General features: G+C 61.1%; 19 protein-coding genes. 12 read left to right on the forward strand and 7 right to left on the reverse strand.

Annotated elements, in window-relative coordinates:
• Window positions 1–49 precede the first annotated feature (49 nt).
• From ACO08A_RS01355 to ACO08A_RS01370, 4 genes are all read left to right on the forward strand, one after another.
• On the forward strand, window positions 50–418 hold the full coding sequence (locus ACO08A_RS01355) for a hypothetical protein (protein WP_422039481.1): 369 nt from the start codon (window positions 50–52) through the stop codon (window positions 416–418).
• Window positions 419–499: 81 nt separating this feature from the next.
• On the forward strand, window positions 500–808 hold the full coding sequence (locus ACO08A_RS01360; RefSeq protein WP_319387622.1) for a metalloregulator ArsR/SmtB family transcription factor: 309 nt from the start codon (window positions 500–502) through the stop codon (window positions 806–808).
• Between the two features lie 54 nt (window positions 809–862).
• Window positions 863–1918 (forward strand): YeeE/YedE family protein, encoded by a 1056-nt coding sequence (locus ACO08A_RS01365; RefSeq protein ID WP_422039482.1) that lies wholly within the window; start codon window positions 863–865, stop codon window positions 1916–1918.
• Between the two features lie 175 nt (window positions 1919–2093).
• Window positions 2094–3197 (forward strand): YeeE/YedE family protein, encoded by a 1104-nt coding sequence (locus ACO08A_RS01370; RefSeq protein WP_422039483.1) that lies wholly within the window; start codon window positions 2094–2096, stop codon window positions 3195–3197.
• Window positions 3198–3255: 58 nt separating this feature from the next.
• Here the strand turns inward: ACO08A_RS01370 and ACO08A_RS01375 are convergent, their stop codons facing one another.
• Complete coding sequence (locus ACO08A_RS01375) at window positions 3256–4167, reverse strand: GntR family transcriptional regulator (protein ID WP_422039484.1); 912 nt, start codon at window positions 4165–4167, stop codon at window positions 3256–3258.
• A gap of 403 nt (window positions 4168–4570) precedes the next feature.
• On the opposite strand from ACO08A_RS01375, the gene ACO08A_RS01380 reads away from it, so the two are divergent.
• The 8 genes from ACO08A_RS01380 to ACO08A_RS01415 all read left to right on the forward strand — a co-directional run bounded on the left by ACO08A_RS01380 (window position 4571) and on the right by ACO08A_RS01415 (window position 12947).
• Window positions 4571–5560: a Bug family tripartite tricarboxylate transporter substrate binding protein gene (locus ACO08A_RS01380; protein ID WP_422039485.1), complete on the forward strand. Its 990-nt coding sequence runs from the start codon at window positions 4571–4573 to the stop codon at window positions 5558–5560.
• 67 nt (window positions 5561–5627) lie between these two features.
• Complete coding sequence (locus ACO08A_RS01385) at window positions 5628–6059, forward strand: tripartite tricarboxylate transporter TctB family protein (protein ID WP_422039486.1); 432 nt, start codon at window positions 5628–5630, stop codon at window positions 6057–6059.
• Between the two features lie 12 nt (window positions 6060–6071).
• Window positions 6072–7616 carry a tripartite tricarboxylate transporter permease gene (locus ACO08A_RS01390; RefSeq protein WP_422039487.1) on the forward strand — a complete coding sequence of 515 codons (1545 nt, stop codon included), beginning with the start codon at window positions 6072–6074 and terminating at the stop codon, window positions 7614–7616.
• Window positions 7617–7695: 79 nt separating this feature from the next.
• Window positions 7696–8781 (forward strand): isocitrate/isopropylmalate dehydrogenase family protein, encoded by a 1086-nt coding sequence (locus tag ACO08A_RS01395; RefSeq protein WP_422039488.1) that lies wholly within the window; start codon window positions 7696–7698, stop codon window positions 8779–8781.
• Between the two features lie 86 nt (window positions 8782–8867).
• Entirely contained in the window at window positions 8868–9542 is a 675-nt protein-coding gene (locus tag ACO08A_RS01400) for an aspartate/glutamate racemase family protein (protein WP_422039489.1), read from the forward strand.
• A gap of 3 nt (window positions 9543–9545) precedes the next feature.
• Window positions 9546–10829 carry a 3-oxo-tetronate kinase gene (gene otnK, locus ACO08A_RS01405; protein ID WP_422039490.1) on the forward strand — a complete coding sequence of 428 codons (1284 nt, stop codon included), beginning with the start codon at window positions 9546–9548 and terminating at the stop codon, window positions 10827–10829.
• Between the two features lie 166 nt (window positions 10830–10995).
• Window positions 10996–12066 carry an AbrB family transcriptional regulator gene (locus ACO08A_RS01410; RefSeq protein ID WP_422039491.1) on the forward strand — a complete coding sequence of 357 codons (1071 nt, stop codon included), beginning with the start codon at window positions 10996–10998 and terminating at the stop codon, window positions 12064–12066.
• Between the two features lie 209 nt (window positions 12067–12275).
• Entirely contained in the window at window positions 12276–12947 is a 672-nt protein-coding gene (locus tag ACO08A_RS01415; RefSeq protein WP_422039492.1) for a substrate-binding periplasmic protein, read from the forward strand.
• Window positions 12948–12998: 51 nt separating this feature from the next.
• Here the strand turns inward: ACO08A_RS01415 and ACO08A_RS01420 are convergent, their stop codons facing one another.
• From ACO08A_RS01420 to ACO08A_RS01445, 6 genes are all read right to left on the reverse strand, one after another.
• Window positions 12999–14423, reverse strand: a complete 1425-nt coding sequence (locus tag ACO08A_RS01420; RefSeq protein WP_422039493.1) for a M20 family metallopeptidase — start codon at window positions 14421–14423, stop codon at window positions 12999–13001.
• 159 nt (window positions 14424–14582) lie between these two features.
• Window positions 14583–15581, reverse strand: coding sequence for an ABC transporter ATP-binding protein (locus ACO08A_RS01425; RefSeq protein ID WP_422039494.1), 999 nt, complete (start codon window positions 15579–15581; stop codon window positions 14583–14585).
• On the reverse strand, window positions 15578–16552 hold the full coding sequence (locus tag ACO08A_RS01430; protein ID WP_422039495.1) for an ABC transporter ATP-binding protein: 975 nt from the start codon (window positions 16550–16552) through the stop codon (window positions 15578–15580). Before ACO08A_RS01430 ends, ACO08A_RS01425 begins: the two co-directional genes overlap by 4 nt.
• Window positions 16549–17466 (reverse strand): ABC transporter permease, encoded by a 918-nt coding sequence (locus ACO08A_RS01435; RefSeq protein WP_422039496.1) that lies wholly within the window; start codon window positions 17464–17466, stop codon window positions 16549–16551. Before ACO08A_RS01435 ends, ACO08A_RS01430 begins: the two co-directional genes overlap by 4 nt.
• Window positions 17463–18440: an ABC transporter permease gene (locus tag ACO08A_RS01440; RefSeq protein ID WP_422039497.1), complete on the reverse strand. Its 978-nt coding sequence runs from the start codon at window positions 18438–18440 to the stop codon at window positions 17463–17465. The genes ACO08A_RS01435 and ACO08A_RS01440 overlap by 4 nt, the downstream gene beginning before the upstream one ends.
• Before the next feature lie 61 nt (window positions 18441–18501).
• The gene (locus tag ACO08A_RS01445) at window positions 18502–20085 is read right to left on the reverse strand and encodes an ABC transporter substrate-binding protein (RefSeq protein WP_422039498.1); all 1584 of its coding nucleotides are present in this window, start codon (window positions 20083–20085) and stop codon (window positions 18502–18504) included.
• Window positions 20086–20145: the final 60 nt, after the last annotated feature.

The raw sequence follows: 20145 nt of genomic DNA on the forward strand, positions 1-20145 counted from the left end.
CAAATTAGATTATGATTAAGTGTGTGCACTCGTCAATCGGGGTTTCGAATTGACTTTGTTGAAGACGCTGATCGTTCTGTTGCTGACGCTCGCGCCGGCCGCGGCGCATGCCGACACGTTCCTGCTTATGGCGGAGGAAGACGGGTGTCACTGGTGTGCCAGGTGGAACAAGGAGATCGCGCATATCTACCCGAAAACGGCCGAGGGTAGAACCGCCCCGCTGAAGCGCTATAACCTGCACGGCGAGACGCCCGATGTGGTCTTCGAACGGAAGGTCCGCTTCACACCGACCTTCATTCTCGTGCACAATGGCGGAGAAGTCGGTCGAATCGAGGGGTACCCCGGTGAGGATTTTTTCTGGAGCTTGCTCAGCATGATGTTCAGCAAAGCGAATATTCCGCTGGATCAGACAGGTTGAGAAACGATGAGCGCTGACACGCAAGGCACGCCCGAAGACGCGAGCGAAACCACTTCCCGCCTGCCGGTGTTCGATGCCGACATGTGTGCCGAAGACATGGACAGGATGATGAAGAACGCCCAGCGCGCCTCCAATTTCCTGAAAGCCATCAGCCACGAAGGCCGGTTGATGATCCTGTGCCACCTCGCCTCGGGTGAAAAGTCCGTGGCGGAACTGGAAAATCTTCTGTCCGCGCGGCAAGCCGCCGTGTCGCAGCAACTGACGCGGCTCAGACTTGAAGGCCTTGTGACCCCGCGCCGCGACGGCAAGGCGATCTACTACAGCTTGACAGACGACCGGCCCAAGCAAATCATGGAAGTGGTTTATGACCTGTTCTGCCGAGAGGACTAACCGAACGCTCGACTAGCGTCCGGGTAGGGTCAGGACCCTGGGGAGGAGCCGGACATGCTGGAGGCGCTTGGAGAAGCCAACACGGTTGCGCTGATTGGCCTTTTGGGCGGGATCGCCCTTGGACTTGCTGCGCGTATCGGACGCTTCTGCACGCTCGGCGCCATTGAAGACGTTCTCTACGGAGCGGACGACCGGCGTCTGCGCATGTGGGGTCTTGCAATCGGTGTCGCCATTATCGGCTCCCATGCCGCCATGTCCTCCGGACTTCTCGAAGGATCAAGCACGGCCTATCTCGACAGGGTCTGGAACCCGTTTGGCTCGATCGTCGGCGGGCTGATGTTCGGCTACGGCATGGCCCTTTGCGGCAATTGCGGATACGGCGCACTCGCTCGCCTCGGCGGCGGGGACCTGCGCGCGTTTGTCATGGTGATCGTCATGGGACTGTCCGCCTATTTCGTCATGTCCGGGCCCCTCGCCCATGCGCGCGTCTGGCTGTTTCCGGTCGAAACCGGCGCTCAGTCCCCGCAGGGTGTCAGCCAGTTCGTTGATGCCACCTTCGGGATCGCGCCAATCATCACGGGCCTTGCCGTCGGCGGGCTGATCATCGCCTTCACGCTCACCAGTGCCGCATTCAGGACGTCGCCCAAGCACGTTTTCTGGGGAAGTGTCGTCGGCCTTGCGATCGTGTCGGGCTGGGTCGGCACCTACTGGGTCGCCATGACCGGTTTCGAGGCGGAACCGATCGAGACGCACACATTCGCCGCGCCGATCGGCGACACGATCTATTACGGCATGACCGCCTCTGGAAACACCTTGTCCTTCAGCGTCGGATCGGTCGTCGGCGTCGTCATCGGTGCGTTCCTCGGCTCCTTCGCCAAGGGACACTTCCGCTGGGAAGCCTGCGAGGACCCCCGCGAACTCCGGCGTCAGATTACCGGCGCTGCAATCATGGGTCCGGGCGCGATCCTTGCCGTCGGCTGCAGCGTCGGTCAGGGCATTTCCGCCTTTTCCGTGCTTGCCTACAGCGCACCGATCACGTTTCTGGCGATTTTCGCCGGCGCCGCTTTCGGCCTGAAGCAACTCATCACCGGCTTTGCGCCTGCCGAGTAACACCGTCTGCCGGAGCAGCGAAGGCCAAATCGGCTGCCGTGGCCATTATTCATATTCAAAAATTCGAATTTTCTGTTTCATTCTTGAGATCGGTCAATGCGCGCCGGTTCGCTGCCTTCACACTGGTCGGATCTTGAACTGCTGACAGCGTTGAGCCCGCTGCGCCGGATCGCTTATGGACCTGACCGCACTACTCGACAGATTGCCGGAACCCACCGTGCTCGTGCTCGGCGGGCTGACTGTCGGCATCCTGTTCGGTGCATTCGCACAGCAGAGCCGGTTCTGCCTCAGGGCCGCCGCTTTGGAGTTTTCCCGCCGCAGACCCGCCGACCGGCTTCCCATCTGGCTGCTGGCGTTTTCCAGCGCCCTGATCGCGACACAGTTTCTGGCACTGCTTGGCGAAGTCGATACCGGCGAAACGCGCCAGCTGGCATCGCCGCAAAGCCTCTCCGGGGCGCTCATCGGGGGGGCGATGTTCGGAACGGGCATGGTAATGGCCCGCGGGTGCGCGAGCCGGCTGCTGGTGCTTTCGGCAACGGGCAACCTGAGGGCCCTGCTGTCCGGCCTGGTTTTTGCCGTCGTTGCCCAGGCCAGTCTTTACGGTGCCCTGAAACCCCTGCGCGACTGGCTGTCCGGATTGTGGACAACGGTCGATACAGGCGGCAATGATCTCACGACATTCCTGGGCATGAGCGAGGCATCGGTCTTTCTGTTCGGCGGCCTCTGGCTGCTCGCGGGCCTCGGTTTCGCCTGGCGCAACCGGAGTTCCGTCTGGCGGTTGGCAGCCGCCATCGGCGCAGGTCTGACGGTGCCGCTGGCGCTCTGGTTCACGACCGCCATGACCCGGCAGGCCTTCGATCCGGTACAGGTGGAAGGCGTGACCTTCACCGGGCCTTCGGCCGACATGCTGATGCTGTTCCTGTCCGCCCCCTTCGAAGAGCTCGGATTCAATTCCGGACTTGTGCCGGGCGTCTTCCTCGGCTCGTTTTTCGCCGCCTTCCTCACCCGGCAACTGATGCTGCAGGGGTTCGAAAGCGGCCCGTCCATGGCCCGGTACCTCACCGGCGCGGCCCTGATGGGGTTCGGCGGAATGCTCGCGGGCGGCTGCGCCGTCGGTGCCGGCATAACGGGAGCCTCCCTTTTCGCGGTGACCGCGTGGCTGACGCTTGTCGGCATCTGGCTTTCCGCGATCGTGACGGATCATGTGCTCGCGAAGATACCGCGCGCGCACGTCGCCGCACTGGACACCTTTCCAGGCGGACGGCAGTCAACGCCGTGAAGCGCACGCAGCGGGCCGACCCTCGATGAGGCGCACACTCCGTGGTGCGCGGACCGGATCACGGTTCTCTGACGATCTCCTCCGACCACGACCAGGCGATCGGGGACTTGCGCTTGAGGGCGCCGCTCAGATGTCGGCGCATGAGGTATGACGCGTCGGCGACCTGCCCTCTTTCCAGCAGCCCGATAATCTCCAGATGCTCGGTGCACTGTTCGACAAGCCGGTCCTTGTCGATCTTGGCCCGGTATTCCATCAGGCGGCGCATCTGGTTGACCCTTTGCAGCGCGGTGTAAAAATACGGGTTGTTCGACAGCTTGATCAGTTCCTCGTGGAACAGAGCCCCGTTCTTCAGAAGCTGTTCGGGCTGGAACCTGTCCAGGTCCGCCTCAAGCAGGCGTTCCTGCATGCGGCGCTGTTCGTCGAGCACACGCCGGTCAATTTCAAATCCCGGCTCAAGCATCGCCGCCGGTTCAATTGCCATCCTGAAGCGGTAAATCTCGTCGAAGGCCTCGGCAGTCTTGGCAACGGGCAGGAAACGCCAGCCGTAGCCGTCTTTCCGCTCTGCCCAGCCCTCGCGCACCGCGCGCACTAGAACGTCATTCAGTTTCGCCTTGGTCAGACCGTATCGTTGACGCAGAAACTGTTCCGTCACCTCTTCGGGAAGCTGGTCCGTCAACCAGTCCTCGGCAATACGATGGTACTCCCCGTTCTCGGCCCCCTGTTGGGAACGCAGGCTTTCGGGAACCTCCTGCAGCGGCGTCTCGGTGACGAAATAGCCCCGGTTGTGCCGGTGCTCCAGGACGCCCGCCGTTTCCAGCGTGATCAATGCATCCCGCGCAGGCGTGCGCGACACGTTATAGCGGTCCGCGATCGATTGCGCGCGAATGTGCTCACCCGGCTCAAAGGCACCCGAGACGATATCCTGTGCCAGTTGGAGCGAAATCCGTTCCGTCAGACCGCTTGTTCTCATGTTCAGATCCAGTTCCCGGATATGCGGCCTGGTTGAGGCGCAGAGGCTTCCAAAGACCGCTCTTGACTGCGGCGCGACCCAGCTAAACCGAAGCGGGTTCTCTTGTAAATGTACATCGCAAGCGAAATGCAATGTCAATCAATTTTGCATTTTTAGATTTTAATGAACAAAATTTCAGAATCTGCAATCTACGCAGAACCCCTCTTCATATTCAGCTATTTCGCTCTATTAATTCATTTTTTTCTTGATTTTGAAATTCGATTTCGCGTTTCAAAGTGCTCGTGTCCGGCTTTTTGGATGTAAAAATGCAATTTTCGTATTTGCATTTTTATATTTAAATATGCAATATCGCCGTCGAAGCGCTTACGGCTTCCGAAATCGACTGCTTTGGGAGGAACCCACAATGAACAGGAAATTTGCCACGCTCAGTGCCGTGGCCGCACTTGCGTTCACCCTCAACACGCCTGCGGCCATGGCCGCAGACTTCAAGCCCGAGAGCCCGGAATGCATTGCCCCGTCGAACCCGGGCGGCGGATGGGATTTCATTTGCCGCACGACGGCCAAGTTTCTCTTCGATCTCGGCAAGATCGATGATTCCATGCAGGTCACCAACATGTCCGGCGGTGGCGGCGGGGTTGCCTTCGCGCACGTCACGAAGGAACGGAATGACGACAATGCCCTGATCGTCGCCGCCTCCATGTCGACCAGCGCCCGGATCGCCCAGGGGATCTACGAGGATGCCTCGAAGGAAGACGTGCACTGGCTTGCAACCTTCGGCGCGGAATACGGCGCGATCGCCGTTCCCAAAGATTCCGAATTCCAGACACTCAACGACATGATGGACGCGATCCTGAAGGACCCCCGCTCGGTCGGCATCGCCGGTGGTTCCTCCGTCGGCAGCTATGACCACATCAAGCCGATGCTTGTCGCCCAGGCGGCCGGCCTGGAAGATGTGACCAAACTGAAATACGTCTCCTTTTCCGGCGGCGGCGAAGCCATGACAGGTCTCCTGTCCGGTTCCGTCGAGGCGCTCTCGGGCGATTTTTCCGAAATGCTCGGGTTCCTGGAAAGCGGTGACATCAGGATCATCGGCATCCTGGCGCCGGAGCGCCTGGAGAACTTTCCCGACATTCCGACCGCCAAGGAACAGGGTTACGATGTCGTCGGCGCAAACTGGCGCGGTCTGTACATGCCAGCCGGCGCATCGGACGAAGCCAAGGAATTCTGGAAGGCCGCGATCATGGAGATGACCGAGGACGAAGGCTTCCAGGCGTCTCTCGAGGCGGCCGCAATCGCACCTTTCAACAATTTCGGTGACGACATGGACACCTTTGTCGCGGGCACGATCGACGATGTGACCAAGCTCTCCAAGGAAATCGGCATCATCCAGTAACGGTGCCGTGGCCGCCCCGGTGCCACGGGGCGGCCCAATCAATCAGACACATTTTGCGGAGGAAAAGATGAGCGACCGGATTTTCGGCGCCGTCGGGCTGGCTGTTGCCGCCTTCTACATCTGGGCGGCCTCCATCATTCCCGACAGTTTCATGGTCGACGTCGTCGGACCAAGAGCCTTCCCCTACATCGTCGGTGCCGTCATGGCGGTCTGCTCCCTCGTTTTCCTGTTCCGTCCCGACACGGAACCGTCCTGGCCCGTCTTCCGCGATTTCGCCGAAATCGCTTACGCAGCCGCGATGATGTTTCTCTATGCCTGGGTGTTGCCGGAACTTGGCTTCGTGATCTCGACAATATTCGCAACTGCCTATCTGACCTGGAGACTGGGTACCTCGCCCCTGATGTCCCTGGTAACCGGCGCCGCCACATCGGCCGGCATCTACGTCACTTTCCATCTGATCCTGGGCCTGTCGCTGGCCAAGGGTCCGCTTGGCTTCTAGGGGACCGGTTCAATGGAAATTTTCAGTTCACTCGCAGACGGATTCACGGTTGCCCTCACCACCCAGAACCTGTTTCTCGCACTCCTTGGCTGCTTTCTGGGGACACTCATGGGCGCGCTGCCCGGCCTGGGGCCAGCGAACGGGGTCGCCATCCTGATCCCGATCGCCTTCTCGCTCGGGCTCGGGCCGACCCCATCGCTCATCCTGCTCACCAGTGTCTATTACGGTGCGATGTATGGCGGACGCATCAGTTCGATTCTGCTGAACATTCCCGGCGACGAGCCGGCGATGATGACCTGCCTCGACGGGTATCCCATGGCCCGCCAGGGCAAGGCGGGCGAAGCGCTGTCCCTGTCCGGCATCGCGTCTTTCGTAGGCGCTTTCTTCGCAACCTGCGGCCTGGTGCTGCTGGCGCCGCAGCTCGTCAAGATCGCGCTTCTGTTCGGGCCGGCGGAGTATTTCGTGCTGTTCACGCTCGCCTTTGCAACGCTTGGCGGGATCTCTTCGACCAATCAGGCGAAGTCGGCCTTCGCCGCGGCGCTCGGCCTCGGCATAGCCATGATCGGCAGCGACTCCCAAACCGGCTCGCAGCGCTTCACCTTCGGCGAAATCCATCTCTTCGACGGGATCGATTTCCTGATCGCCATCGTCGGACTGTTCGCCCTCTCCGAGGTGTTCATCTTCCTGGAGCATCACCGCGGCGATGCCGTCGGCAGAAAGGGCGGCATGCAGATCGGCCGTCTTCTGCCGGACCTGGCGGTGCTGCGCCGCTGTGTCCCGACCATGGGTCGGTCCACCATCATCGGCTTCATTTCCGGCGTTCTTCCCGGCGCAGGCGCGTCGCTGGGGTCCTTTCTGTCCTACTCGCTGGAAAAGTCCGCCGTTGACCGGGACGGCAAGACCTTCGGCAAGGGGGATCCGCGCGGCGTCGTTGCCCCGGAAGTCGGAAACAACGCCGCCTCGGGTGGCGCCCTGGTTCCCATGCTGGCGCTGGGTGTGCCGGGATCCGGCACGACCGCGGTGCTGCTTGCCGTGCTCCTGCAACTCAACATCACGCCCGGCCCGCTCCTGTTCCAGAAAAACCCCGATGTGGTCTGGGGACTGATCGCGGCCCTGTTCATCGGCAACTTCATGCTGCTGGCGCTCAACATTCCGCTGGTCGGCCTGTTCACCCGTGTGCTGCTGGTCCCGACCCGTATCCTGATGCCGGTCGTCGCGATGATTTCGTTCATGGGGATCTACGGCATCACCGGCTCCACCTTCGACGTGATGCTGATGGTCGGCTTCGGTCTGCTCGGCTGGGTTCTCAGAAAACTGGACGTGCCACTGGTCCCGATCATTCTCGGCATCCTTCTGGGCAACGAAATGGAAGTGAACCTTCGACGCGCCATGACCATTTCCGATGGCGACTGGTCCATTCTCGTCGGAAGCCCTCTCGCCGTCATTCTCTGGGTGATCGCGATCACTGGATTTCTTCTGCCGATATTCCTGGGAGCCCGGGTCAAGAACCGGATGAAGAAAGACAGGCTCATCGAAGAAATGGACGCTGCCGACTAGGTTGCCAGCCCCTGACACAGAGCCCTTCCAGGTGCTCCCGATACATGGCGCCGGATTGCGCCGAACCATGGAGTGAACAATGCGCATCATGACCCTGCCCTGTGACGGTATCGGTCCGGAAATCATGGCGGCAACGCTAGACGTCGTCGAGGCCGCCAACCGCCGCTTCGACCTCGGCATCTCCTTCCACGAGGAGGAATCCGGCTTCACCAGCCTGAAAAACCACGGCATCACGCTTAGGGAAGACGTGCTGGAAGGGGCACGGACCGCGTTCGACGGTGTCATCCTGGGAACCCAGTCCCACATGGACTATCCGCCCGTCGCCGAAGGGGGACGCAACGTGTCAGCCGGTTTCCGCATTGGCCTGGACCTTTATGCGAATGTCCGCCCCGCCCGCTCCCGACCCTTCATCGCGAACAAGGCCCCCGGCATGGATCTGGTCATCATGCGTGAAGCAACGGAAGGGTTCTATCCCGACCGCAACATGTTCCGGGGCGTGGGTGAAATGATGCCCGACCCCGACATGGCGCTTTCCGTTCGCAAGATTACGCGCCACGGTTCGATGCGCATCTGCCGTGAAGCCTTCAAGCTGGCGATGCAACGCAAGAAAAAACTTGCCGCCATTCACAAGGCGAATTCCTTCCTGATGACCGATGGCCTTTTCCTGGAGTGCTTCAGGACAGTCGGCCGGGAGTTTCCCGAAGTGGAAACCGAAGAACTGATCGTCGATGCCTTTGCCGCGTTGCTGGTACGCAAACCCGAGACGTACGATGTCGTCGTCGCGACGAACTTCTATGGCGACATCCTGTCGGACCTGGCATCGGAACTGTCGGGGTCGCTCGGGCTTGCCGGATCAATCAACGCGAATGCGGAAACCGGCTTGTGCTGCGCGCAGGCGCAGCATGGATCAGCGCCGGACATTGCCGGACGGAACATCGCCAACCCGACCTCGCTGATCCTCTCGGCGGCGATGATGCTGACGTGGCTCGGCGAGCAACGCGGCGAAACGGCGCTGATGGATGCCGGACAGGCAATCTCGGACGCCGTCGACACGGTGCTCGACGACCCGTCCAAACGCACGCGGGACCTCGGCGGTGCCGTCAACACGGATACGTTCGGCAGCCTTGTCGCCGAAACCGTGCGCCACCGTGCCCAAGCGGCTTGATGCTTCCTCCCGACGGACAACAACGTCCGTCACCTTGTGGTGCCGCGGCATTGCGGCACCACCTTTTCCCGACCGGACCTGACCTGATGTCTTCTCGCCCCCGTCTTGCCCTGATCCATGCCACGCGCGTTGCGATCGATCCCATCGAGAAAGCGGCCGCAGATCTCTGGCCGGAAGCCGAGACGGTTTCCATTCTGGACGCGGCATTGTCCATTGACCGGGCGGCGGCGAGCGACCTGACAGCCAAGCTTCGCGACCGCATTCTCGGTCTTTCGCGCTATGCCGAGCTCACCGGGGCGGACGGCATTCTGTTCAGTTGTTCCGCGTTCGGATCCGCAATCGAGGCGGCCGCGGATCAATCGCACCTGCCGGTCATGAAGCCCAATGAGGCGATGTTCGAAGCTGCCTTCGACCACGGCACGCGCGTCGCCCTGATCCACACATTCATGCCCGCGGCAAAGAGCATGGAACGCGAGTTCGCCGAGGCGTCCGCTTCCAGGGGCGTTACGACACGGCTCGTCCCGCATTTCTGTGAAGACGCACTTGCCGCCAAGCGGGACGGTGATGACGAAGAACATGATCGGCTGGTCGCCGAGACAGCGGCGGCAGTCGGGGACGCGGATGTAATCCTCCTGGCGCAGTTCTCCATGGCGAGTGCCGCGCCGCGCGCGCGTACCATGACACGTATTCCCGTTCTGACCAGCCCGGAGGCCGCAATCGCGGAAATTCGCAGGCGTGTCGAGGCGCGGGAGAGGACCTAAGTCATGCTCATCGGTGTGATAGCGGATGATTTTACCGGCGCGAGCGATATTGCCAACACGTTGGCAAGGGGCATCGCTTCCGAAGGCGGGATCAGAACCGCGCAGTATGCCGGCATTCCGGACCATGAGGCACCTCGGGATATCGATGCCGGCGTTATCTCGCTGAAAAGCCGGTCCGCACCCGTCGATGAAGCCGTCGCGCAATCGCTTGACGCCCTTGCCTGGCTGCTGGACCAGGGGTGTCGGCAAATCGTCTTCAAGTACTGCTCGACATTCGATTCCACGCCTGACGGCAACATCGGTCCTGTTGCCAGTGCACTTGCCGGCGCGCTGGGTACAAAAGGGGTCGTGGTCTGTCCGGCCTTTCCGGCCACCGGTCGAACCGTCTTCCAGGGGCGTTTGTTCGTGGGCGACCGCCTGCTCAATGAAAGCGGATTGCAGAACCATCCGCTCACGCCGATGACCGACCCGGACATACGAAGGGTGCTGGCAAGCCAGATCGCCGGGACGGTCGGACATATTCCCTATCCTGTCGTGACGGAGGGAAACGTGCGCATTGCCGAGGAAGTGAAACGATGTGCGGAAGACGCGGATTTCATCGTTGTCGACGCGGCCGTGGACGCGGATCTCCTGAACATCGGCGCTGCGCTCGCAGACGCGCCTCTCGTTACCGGCAGCTCCGGTATCGCACTCGGACTGCCGGGCAATCTGATCTCCCGCGGACTGGCGCGGCGGAGTTGTTTCGAAGCGCCTGCCGTCAATGGTCCCGGTGCCATTCTTGCCGGTTCCTGTTCGGGCGCCACGCTCGGGCAGATCGCGCATCACGAGACACGCCATCCCGTCTATCCGATCGATGTCCCCGCTGTGCTGTCGGGGCACATAACCGCCGACACGTTGGTCAGTTTCATCACCTCGCATGTGGACCGGGCACCACTGATCTACTCGTCCGGGCGTCCCGAGGCCGTGAAAGCACTTCAGGAATCCTTCGGGCGTGAGGCGATTGCCGCACGGCTGGACGATCTGTTCGCGCGCACCGCGCAAACCCTGCTGCAGAAAGGGTACCGCCGGCTGGTTGTCGCCGGCGGCGAAACGTCCGGGGCGGTCGCGCAGGCGATCGCCCGGTGCCTCGGACACCCGGCCATGATGATCGGTGCCGAAATCGATCCGGGTGTGCCCGTGTTGACCCTCGGGAAAACGGAACCGGTCGCACTTGCGCTCAAGTCCGGAAACTTCGGCGCCGGGAATTTCTTCGAAAAAGCGCTTGCAGTCATGGCGGGTGAGCGATGACGCGCGAAGCGCAGACGACGCGTCAAGAGATGGCAACGTCTCCAGTAAAAAGCGTAAGGGACGGTTGGCGGAAAGCAGGTTATGAACTCGGCATCGGAAGAACCGTTCTGAAACCTGGCGGATGGCTGTATGGTGATGCCGACGGTGTGCTCAACAGCGAGATCGAATGCCGCTGACACTTAACAAACATGCCTGGCTCCGGTCTGCCGCGACCTGCGTTCTTGCCGGGCTCGCAGGCTGGATCGTTTCCCTGACAGGCCTGCCGCTCGGCTGGATGATGGGGGCCATGCTGGCGGTGGCCGCCGCCTCCCTGCTCAAGTTACCGGCGGAGCAGCCCACCGCACTCATGCCATATGTCAGGGCGTCGGTCGGAACCATGCTCGGAGCGTCGGTAACTGCAGGACTGTTGCTGTCGTTCCCCGAGTGGTGGACATCCCTCGTTTTCCTGCTGATCGCCCTTCTCCTGTCCGGTTCAATCAATTTCTTGCTCCTCAGCAAGCTTCTGCGGTTCCAAAAACCGACTGCCGTGCTGTGTGCCGCTCCGGGCGGAATCGCAGAAATGATCCTGCTGAGCGAACAGGCAGGAGCCGATCAGGCCAAGGTTGCCATCGTCCATGCCCTGCGCATCGCGCTTTCAATTCTGATACTGCCGCTCCTGATCGCATGGTTCATGCATGTGGACGTTCAGCGCAGCGCGGCCGGAGCCACCCCGTCGCTCTCGCTGATCGACACCGGCTGGTTCCTTGCCTGCATCGCTGCGGGTGTTGCCGCTGACCGGTGGACACGTCTGCCCGCACGGGTCATTGTCGTGCCCCTGATCGTGAGTGCCGCGCTGCATATATCCGGGGTGACGCATTTCGTCGTTCCCGAATGGGTGACCAACATCGTCCAGGTCTTCATCGGCATCAATGTGGGCGGACGCTTTCTGGGGATCTCGGCCCGCCAGCTCTCCCACGTGGTTGGTGCCGCGTTTCTCGTGATCAGCGTGCAGATCGCGATCGCGTTTTCGGCGGCCATCCTCGTTGCGCGAAACTCGGATCTTGATCCGCTTGCGCTCATGCTGGCCTATGCCCCAGGCGGCCTGGCCGAAATGTCGCTGATCGCGATCGCGATGGGCCGGGAAGTCGCCTTCGTCGGACTGCATCACCTGTTCCGGGTGATGGTTTCACTGGCCCTCGGCCCCTTGCTGTTGTCCCGACTGAAGAGACCGGCAGACAAAGTCGATAGGGACAACTGAGGGCAAAAGGCAATCGCTTCTGCAGGTTCCGGGAAGTGCGATATTCGTTGAAGCGACCGCACGTATTGCAGGAGGCCCGTTGCAGGCCGTCCCTGTCAAATCTTACAGTTGTGTTAGCACGTAAATCAAAATCGGCCTATTTCAGCTAGATTTCCGTTATGTCAGGTGCAACGCAAATCAGGGTTGGCCGAGAGCACAGGCGGCTGCAGATGATTGCCGTGGCGCTCTGCACCTGTCTGGTCTCTTCACAGGCAAGTGCCGAGAGGACCATCGTGCTCGCCCTTTCCGAAAACGTTCTGCCCGTCGAAGAAAGTGCGGAAATCGTGACGTCGGCCTACGCAGCGCTCGGCATTCGCGTCGAGCTCGTGCGCGCACCCAGATCAAGAACGCTGGTCCTGTCCTCGACCGGACAGGTGGATGGGGAAGTTGTCGCAGGCAGCGCGATCGAGGCGAGATATCCGTCTCTCAAGCGAGTCGACGTTCCGCTGATGACAGTCGAAGTGATGGTGTTTACCTGCAGCGAAGGCCTGTCTTCCAGCCCGGGAGCCGGCCTTGCCTCGAAACGGGTTGGCCGCCTTGCCGGTGCCGTTGTCCTTGAAAACCTCACGGAACGTTTTCAGGACGTCTGGGAAGGTGAAACCTTCGAGGAACTGTTCGACATGCTGAAACTCGGACGGCTGGACGCGGTTCTGGGTGCCCGGCAAGTGCTGGAGGCATACAGGGCTGAAAACGAGATCGGCTGCATCCGGGTGAGCGACGAACCGCTCCACAGCTTGCGGCTGTTTCATTACCTGCACGAAAAAAACGCCGACCTTATCCCGTCGGTCCGTTCCGCGCTGATGGAACATTCCGCCGAAAACGGCACAGGTCCGGGCCATTGAAACGCGGGCAGCGGCGATTTCAGGGCCGCATGCCCGCTTGTCGATGTGCCGCTACTGGTTGCTCATCGCCTTGAGCGGAGGCGTCACGTCGTCCGGGATCGGACAGGCATAGGGATCCCGTCCCAGCCTGGCATGGTGTGCGTCGATCGCGTTTTGAAGAACATCCTGATCCTCGAACAGGTCAATGGCGGTGCCGGCCATGATCTTTGCCGCATGGGTCATTCCCTTGTGCGCGGCCGGAGCCTTGCCCTGGGCCGTCAGTTGCCAGGTGTGAAAAGGCGTTCCCACGGCGCAGGTCGCGACACGTGCCTGCACGGTCGGTACCGCCCAGCTGACGTCACCGACATCGGTGGAGCCTTCCCCGCCCTCGCTGTGGCGGTCGAGCGGTGCAATGAAGTCGCAGAGGGCCAGATCCGGATTCACCTCCGCGCCGATCCGGCGGAACGAGACGGTGATGTTGTCCTTGCTCAAGGTGGCGCGGATTTTCTCGGCGAATTCCCGATCGTGATCGTCGAAATCGGGGGGGCCGAGCCGTTCCATGTTCCGTTGCATGGTCTCTTCCAGGGGCCGGTTGCCGATCAGGTTGGAAACGCCGCTCACCACGTGGGTCTCGACTTCGGTTTCCGTCATCAGGGCAGCGCCCTCGGCGATCTTGCGGACACGCGCGATCAGCCCGCGCAGTTCCGAAAGATCGCGCGCCCTGACGAGTTGGCGCACCGTCGCCTTGGATTGAACGACGTTCGGGGCAATGCCGCCTGCATCCAGATAGGCATAATGCACCCTCGCCTCGTCCGGCATGTGCTCACGCATGTAGTTGACGCCGACATTCATCAGCTCAATGGCATCGAGCGCGCTGCGGCCGAGTTCAGGCGCTCCCGCGGCATGCGCCGCTCGGCCGTGAAAGGTGAAATCAATGCGGGTGTTGGCCAGCGACCGCGCTTCGTTGACGGCGGTGAAGGTTGCCGGATGCCAGGAAATCGCAGCATCGACATCGTCAAAGACGCCCTCCCGCACCATGAAGGTCTTGGCGGCACCGCCCTCCTCGGCCGGGCAACCATAGTAGCGCACACGGCCCTTGAGACCCCGCTCCGCGAGATAGTCTTTCACGGCAGAGGCGGCCATGAGTGCCGCCGAGCCGAGCAGGTTGTGACCGCACCCGTGGCCCGGCCCGCCGGATTCGACCGGCTGATGTTCCGCAACGCCTGCCACCTGCCCCAACTCGGGAAGCGCATCAAACTCGCCCAGAATGGCGATCACAGGTCCCTCGTCGCCGGCCTCTCCGACAATCGCGGTCGGAATCCCGGCAATGCCTTCCTTGATCCGGAAACCTTCCTGTTCCAGCATCTTCTTGTGTTCGGCGACCGACTTGAACTCGGTATAGGCAATCTCCGGCTGATCGAAGACTCGATCGGAAAGTCCGACATAGTCGTCCCGGCGCGCATCGACCAAATCCCAGACCCGATCCGTGTTTTTCATTCTTTCCTCCAAATTCTGCCGATGCTTGTTGCAACGGTTTCAGGCCGTTCGATCGCTTAGGAAAAAGCTGTTCGAGTGCCGTTTATTCACTTCAGTGTGGGCGGACGCCCGACAAGCCGCAGCAGGTTTCTGTCCTGGCCAGCGCGGCGACCCGCGTGGTCAAATGTCTTTCCAGTAGTGGCACGCGACCTTGTGTCCCGCGTCTATGGCCTCCAGCATCGGCTGATCGGCACGGCACAGGTCTTGCGCATGCGGGCAGCGCGGGTTGAAGAAGCATCCGTCGGGCGGGTTAAGGGGCGAGGGAATTTCACCTTCAATGGGAGCGAAATCCCGCTTGCGCTGGTCCAGCCGTGGCGCTTCGGCCAGAAGCGCCCTCGTATAGGGATGCCGCGGCGCGTTGAAGATCTCCTCGGTCGACGCGCTTTCAACAATGCGGCCGAGATACATGATGGCCACCCTGTCGGCGATGTGTTCGACGACGCTCAGGTCATGGCTGATGAAGAGATAGGTCAGGCCGAACTCCTCGCGAAGATCCATGAACAGGTTGATCACCTGTGCCTGGATCGATACGTCCAGCGCCGCAATCGCCTCGTCACAGACGAGAAACTTCGGCTTCACGGCGAGTGCCCGTGCAATGCCGATCCGCTGCCGCTGCCCGCCGGAAAACTGGTGGGCGTAACGCCGCTTTAGAGACGGATCCAGCCCGACCTTGCGCATGATGTCGTCGACGTAGTCCGGCGCTTCGGACCCGGAGACAATACCATGGACCCGCGGGGCTTCCCCGATGATGTCTTCAACGCGCATTCTCGGATTCAGGCTCGCAAACGGGTCCTGAAAGATCATCTGAATGGCAAGGGTCGCCGCACGGCGGTCCGCCCCCGACATGGAAGCAACATCGTTTCCCTGGTAGAGCAGTTGTCCGGACGTCGGCGCGTGAATGCCGGCGACCACGCGGCCGAGCGTGGATTTGCCGCAACCGGATTCGCCGACGAGACCGAGCACCTCGCCCTCCCTGACCTCGAGATTGACCTCGTCAACCGCATGGACCACTTCTTCGCGTACGCCTGCGCCCAGCTTCTGTGCGATCTTTCCGGCAACATCGAGACGCTTGGCGAAGCGTTTGGAAACATCGCGGATTTCTACCAAAGGCGCCGTCATTCAGCTGCCACCTGTGACTGGGGGTGATAACAACGAAGCTCCCGTTCCGCCACGTGCTCGACGGCTGGCGGAACCTTGCAGGCCGCGCTGGCAAAACCGCAGCGCGGCGAGAAGGCGCAGCCTTCAGGCAGAGCCAGCATGTTGGGTGTCATGCCCTCGATCTGGAACAGACGCTCACCGCGTTTGTTGGCGGTCGGCACCGAGCCCAGCAGGCCAACGGTATAGGGATGGAGCGGATGATCGATGACATTGTCCGTCTGGCCCTGTTCGACGATCCGGCCCGCATACATGACCGAAATCCGGTCGGCCAGACCGGCGACCACCGCAAGATCGTGCGTGATCCAGATCATCGCGGTGCCTGTCTGCCGGGTGAGTTTCTGGGCCTCGTGGATGATCTGTGCCTGAATGGTGACATCGAGCGCCGTTGTCGGTTCGTCGGCGATGATCAGATCCGGTTTGTTCAGAAAAGCGATCGCGATGGATACACGCTGCCGCATTCCGCCCGAAAGCTGATGCGGATAGGCCTTGAGGCGTTCTTCGGGAGACGGAATACCGACGAGGCCAAGGGCATCCCGGCACCGCTCCCAGGCTTCCTTTTTAGGCACCTTTTCGTGGGCGAGGATCGCTTCCATCATCTGGCAATCGATACGCAGCACCGGGTTGAGCGTCATCATCGGATCCTGGAAGATCATGGATATCCGGTTCCCGCGGATCGCCTTGAGCTTTTCCTCAGGTGCATTGGCGATGTCCTCGCCGTTGAACCTGATCGCGCCTTCGACGATCCGGCCGGGCGGATCGATGAGCCCCAGAATGGAAAACCCGGTTATGGACTTGCCCGATCCGGATTCCCCGACAAGGCCCATGACTTCACCCTTGCTGACGGTGAAGTCGACCCCGTCGACCGCCTTGACCACGCCGGCATGGGTGAAGAAATGCGTTTTGAGCCCGCTCACTTCCAGAACAGCGGTCATTTTTTCAGCCTCGGATTGAGCACGTCGCGCAACTGGTCGCCGACAAGATTGATCGACGCGACGGTCATGAGCAGCGCGATCCCGGGAAAGACCGAGATCCAGTATCTGCCCGACAGCATGTATTCAAAGCCGTTGGCGATCAAAACGCCCAGCGACGGTTCGGTCTGCGGCAGCCCGACCCCCAGGAACGAGAGGGTCGCCTCGAGGGAAACGGCATGGGCCGTCTGCACGGTGCCGACCACGATCAGGGGCGCCAGGCAATTCGGCAGGATATGGCGGAACACCACCCGCGAACGAGACAGACCGAGGCATTGCGCCGCCTCGACATATTCCTTGCCGCGTTCGACAAGAGCGGTCGCGCGCACCGTCCGGGCATAATACGCCCATTGCGCCACGACGAGCGCGAGGATGATCTTGTCGACCCCCTTGCCCAGCGCCGCGACGAGCATGAGGGCGACGAGCGATGCCAGAAAAGACAGTTGCAGGTCGACAACACGCATGATGATCGCCTCCGTCCGGCCACCTGCATATGCTGCGATCAGCCCCACCGTCATGCCGATGAAAAGAGCGATCACCCCGGACGCCAGTCCGACGGAAATCGAGATCCTCAACCCGTAGAGGATCGCGGAGTAAAGGTCGCGCCCCGCGCCGTCGGAGCCGAGCCACATCGTATATCCGGCAAAAGCTTCCGACCCGGGGGGCAAACGGCCATCCAATACATCGACCTGCGCAAGATCGTAAGGGTTTTGGGGCGTGATCCAGGGGGCGAGGATCGCCAGCAAGACGATGACGACCAGAACAACGAAGGCGGTCGCAGCAATGCGGCTTTCGAAGAATTCGGCACGAAAGCGCTGGAAAGGCGTTTCGACCTTGGCGGCGGCCGGGCCTGCGGACTGGATTGCTGTGTCGGTCATGCGCCCTGGTCCTGAATGCGGACCCGCGGGTCCAGGATGGAATAGAGGATGTCGACGATCAGATTGATCAGGACAAAGAACAGGACCATGATCATCAGGTAGGCCACGACAACCGGACGGTCGAGCTGCAGGATTGCGTCGATCAGAAGCTTGCCCATGCCCGGCCAGGCAAAGATCGTTTCCGTGACAACGGAGAAGCCGATCAGGCTGCCGAACTCGAGCCCCATCACCGTGATCACCGGGATCATGATGTTCTTCATGACATGGACGAAAATGATGCGTTTGGTCGAAATGCCCTTGGCGCGTGCGTATTTGACATAGTCCTGCCCCATCGCTTCGCGGACACCGGCGCGGGTCAGGCGGATCGCAAGCGAAATTTTCAGCAGCGACAGGTTCAGCGCCGGAAGGAAGATGTGCCGGATACCGTCCCAGGTCGCCAGGCTGGTCTCGATCCCGAATATGGATGCCGTGTCCCCCCTCCCGGTGGAGGGCAGCCAGCCGAGTTCGACGGCGAAAAGGAGGATCAGCATCAGGCCGACCCAGAATGTTGGCAGCGAGAAGCCCAGTATGGACCCCGCCATGATGCCTTTCGACACCGGGTTATCCGGGTAGAGCCCCGAAAACAGTCCCAGCGGAATTCCGAGCACGATGGACAGGAAGAGCGCGCTGAACGCCAGTTCCAGCGTTGCCGGCATGTGGTGCAGGATCAGTTTTAGCGCCGGTTCGCCGAAGACGAAGCTGTCCCCGAGATTGCCCTGTGCCGCCCCCTTCAGAAACAGGAGGTATTGTTCCCAAATGGGCCGGTCGAGCCCGAGACGGCGGATGGCGGCTTCGATGTCGGCCTGATCGGCATCGGGGCTGACCAGCATGTACACCGGATCGCCGACGATGTTCACGCCGAAGAAGACAATCACCGACATCAGAAAGACGACGAAGAACGCCTGCATCAACCGCCGGATGACGAAAACAGTCATGGGATTTTCTCGGTTGGAAGAAGAACCGGGCCGCCGATGACGGCGACCCGGCAGGGAGGAATCATTCCTTCACGACACCCATCGCAAGGGTGTACTCGTCGGTCCTGGGCGTATATTTCAGGCCTTTCTTGGCCGCCCACGTGTTGACCTGGAAGTGCGTCGGGATGATCGCAACGTTCTCGATCGCCATTTCCGTCGATTGAGCGAGCAGGTCCTGACGTTTCTCGTCATCGACGGTCCTGAGTGCTTCCTCGATCAGAGCATCGATCTCGGCGTTGGAGTGACGGCCGCGGTTCGAGGACCCGAAACCCTTGTCCTTGTCGTAGGTGTGGATCAGGGACTTCAGAGGCGACGAAGCCTCGCCGGAACCGGCACCCCATCCAACCAGGATGAAGCTGAACTCGGGAAGACCATCGGCGCCGCCGCGCGATGCACGTCCGAAATAGACCGACCTCGGCATTGTCTCGACCGCGGTCTTGATGCCGATCCGGGTGAGCATCTGACCGATTGCCTCGGCAATCTTGGCGTCGTTGATGTACCGGTCATTCGGGCCGTGAATGGTCATCTGGAACCCGTCCGGGTAACCGGCTTCGGCGAGCAGCGCCTTGGCGGCTTCCGGATCATAGCCTTCAGGCTGCAGTTTGTCGGAGACACCGAAGAAGCCTTCCGGCAGCAGCTGTCCGGCAGGGATCGCGACCCCTTCCATGACACGTTCGACGATGGCGTCACGGTTGATGGCCTTGGAGATTGCCAGACGGACACGCTGATCCATCAGCGGATTCTTGATGTCGCTGCCGTCATTGCCTTTCACGAAGGGAGAGTTCTCGCGGAACTGGTCCATGTGAAGATAGATGACGCGGTTCGAAACACCCTGGCTGAGCTGGATATCGTCCTTGCCTTCAAGCGTCGAAATGTCCGTCGTCGGAACACCGGCGATCATGTCGACATCGCCGGCCAGCAGGGCCGCGACGCGGCTCGGGCCGGACTTGATCGGCCGGAATTCGACCTCGCTCCAGGTCGGGGCATCGCCCCAGTAGTCGTCGTTGCGCACGAGCGTGATGCTCTCACCGGGCTTGTAGTCGGAGAACTTGAACGGTCCCGTGCCGACGGCGGCGGTTCCTGCGTTGAAGTCTTCCGTTGCAGCCCCGCAACCGGCGCTGTCGGAAATGACCGGGATCGTGGAGATGTCGTTCGCCATCAGCGGGTAAGGCGCCTCGGTGATGGCATGAACGGTATAGTCATCGATCTTCTTGAAGGTCTTGCCCTTCAGATAGGTGCCGTAGCCGGAGGGCGAGTTGGGCACCTCCGGTGCGCGCTCCATCGTACAGATGACATCATCTGCATTGAAATCGCTGCCGTCGTGAAACTTCACGCCCTCGCGCAGCTTGAATTCCCAGGTCAGATCGTCGATCGGTTCCCAGGACACGGCGAGGCCCGGCGACAGGCGCTGCTTTTCATCCTGCGCGATGAGACGATCAAACAAATGGACCGACATGGCGTTGTTCGGTCCAAGGTTGTGAAAATGGGGGTCCATCGATGTCGGCTCCGAAGCCAGACCGATGGTCAGTTTTTCTGCTTGGGCTGCTCCGGTCGCGAGTGCCAGAGCACTCACCGTGACAGCGGCTAAAATCCTGAATCTTCTCATGGTTTCCTAACTCCCTCGGAAGGTGCGGTGTCCTTTTCCGGATATTTTGCCGCACGATGG

Origin of the sequence: Roseibium sp., from assembly GCF_965232425.1 — a bacterium.
Classification (GTDB): domain Bacteria; phylum Pseudomonadota; class Alphaproteobacteria; order Rhizobiales; family Stappiaceae; genus Roseibium.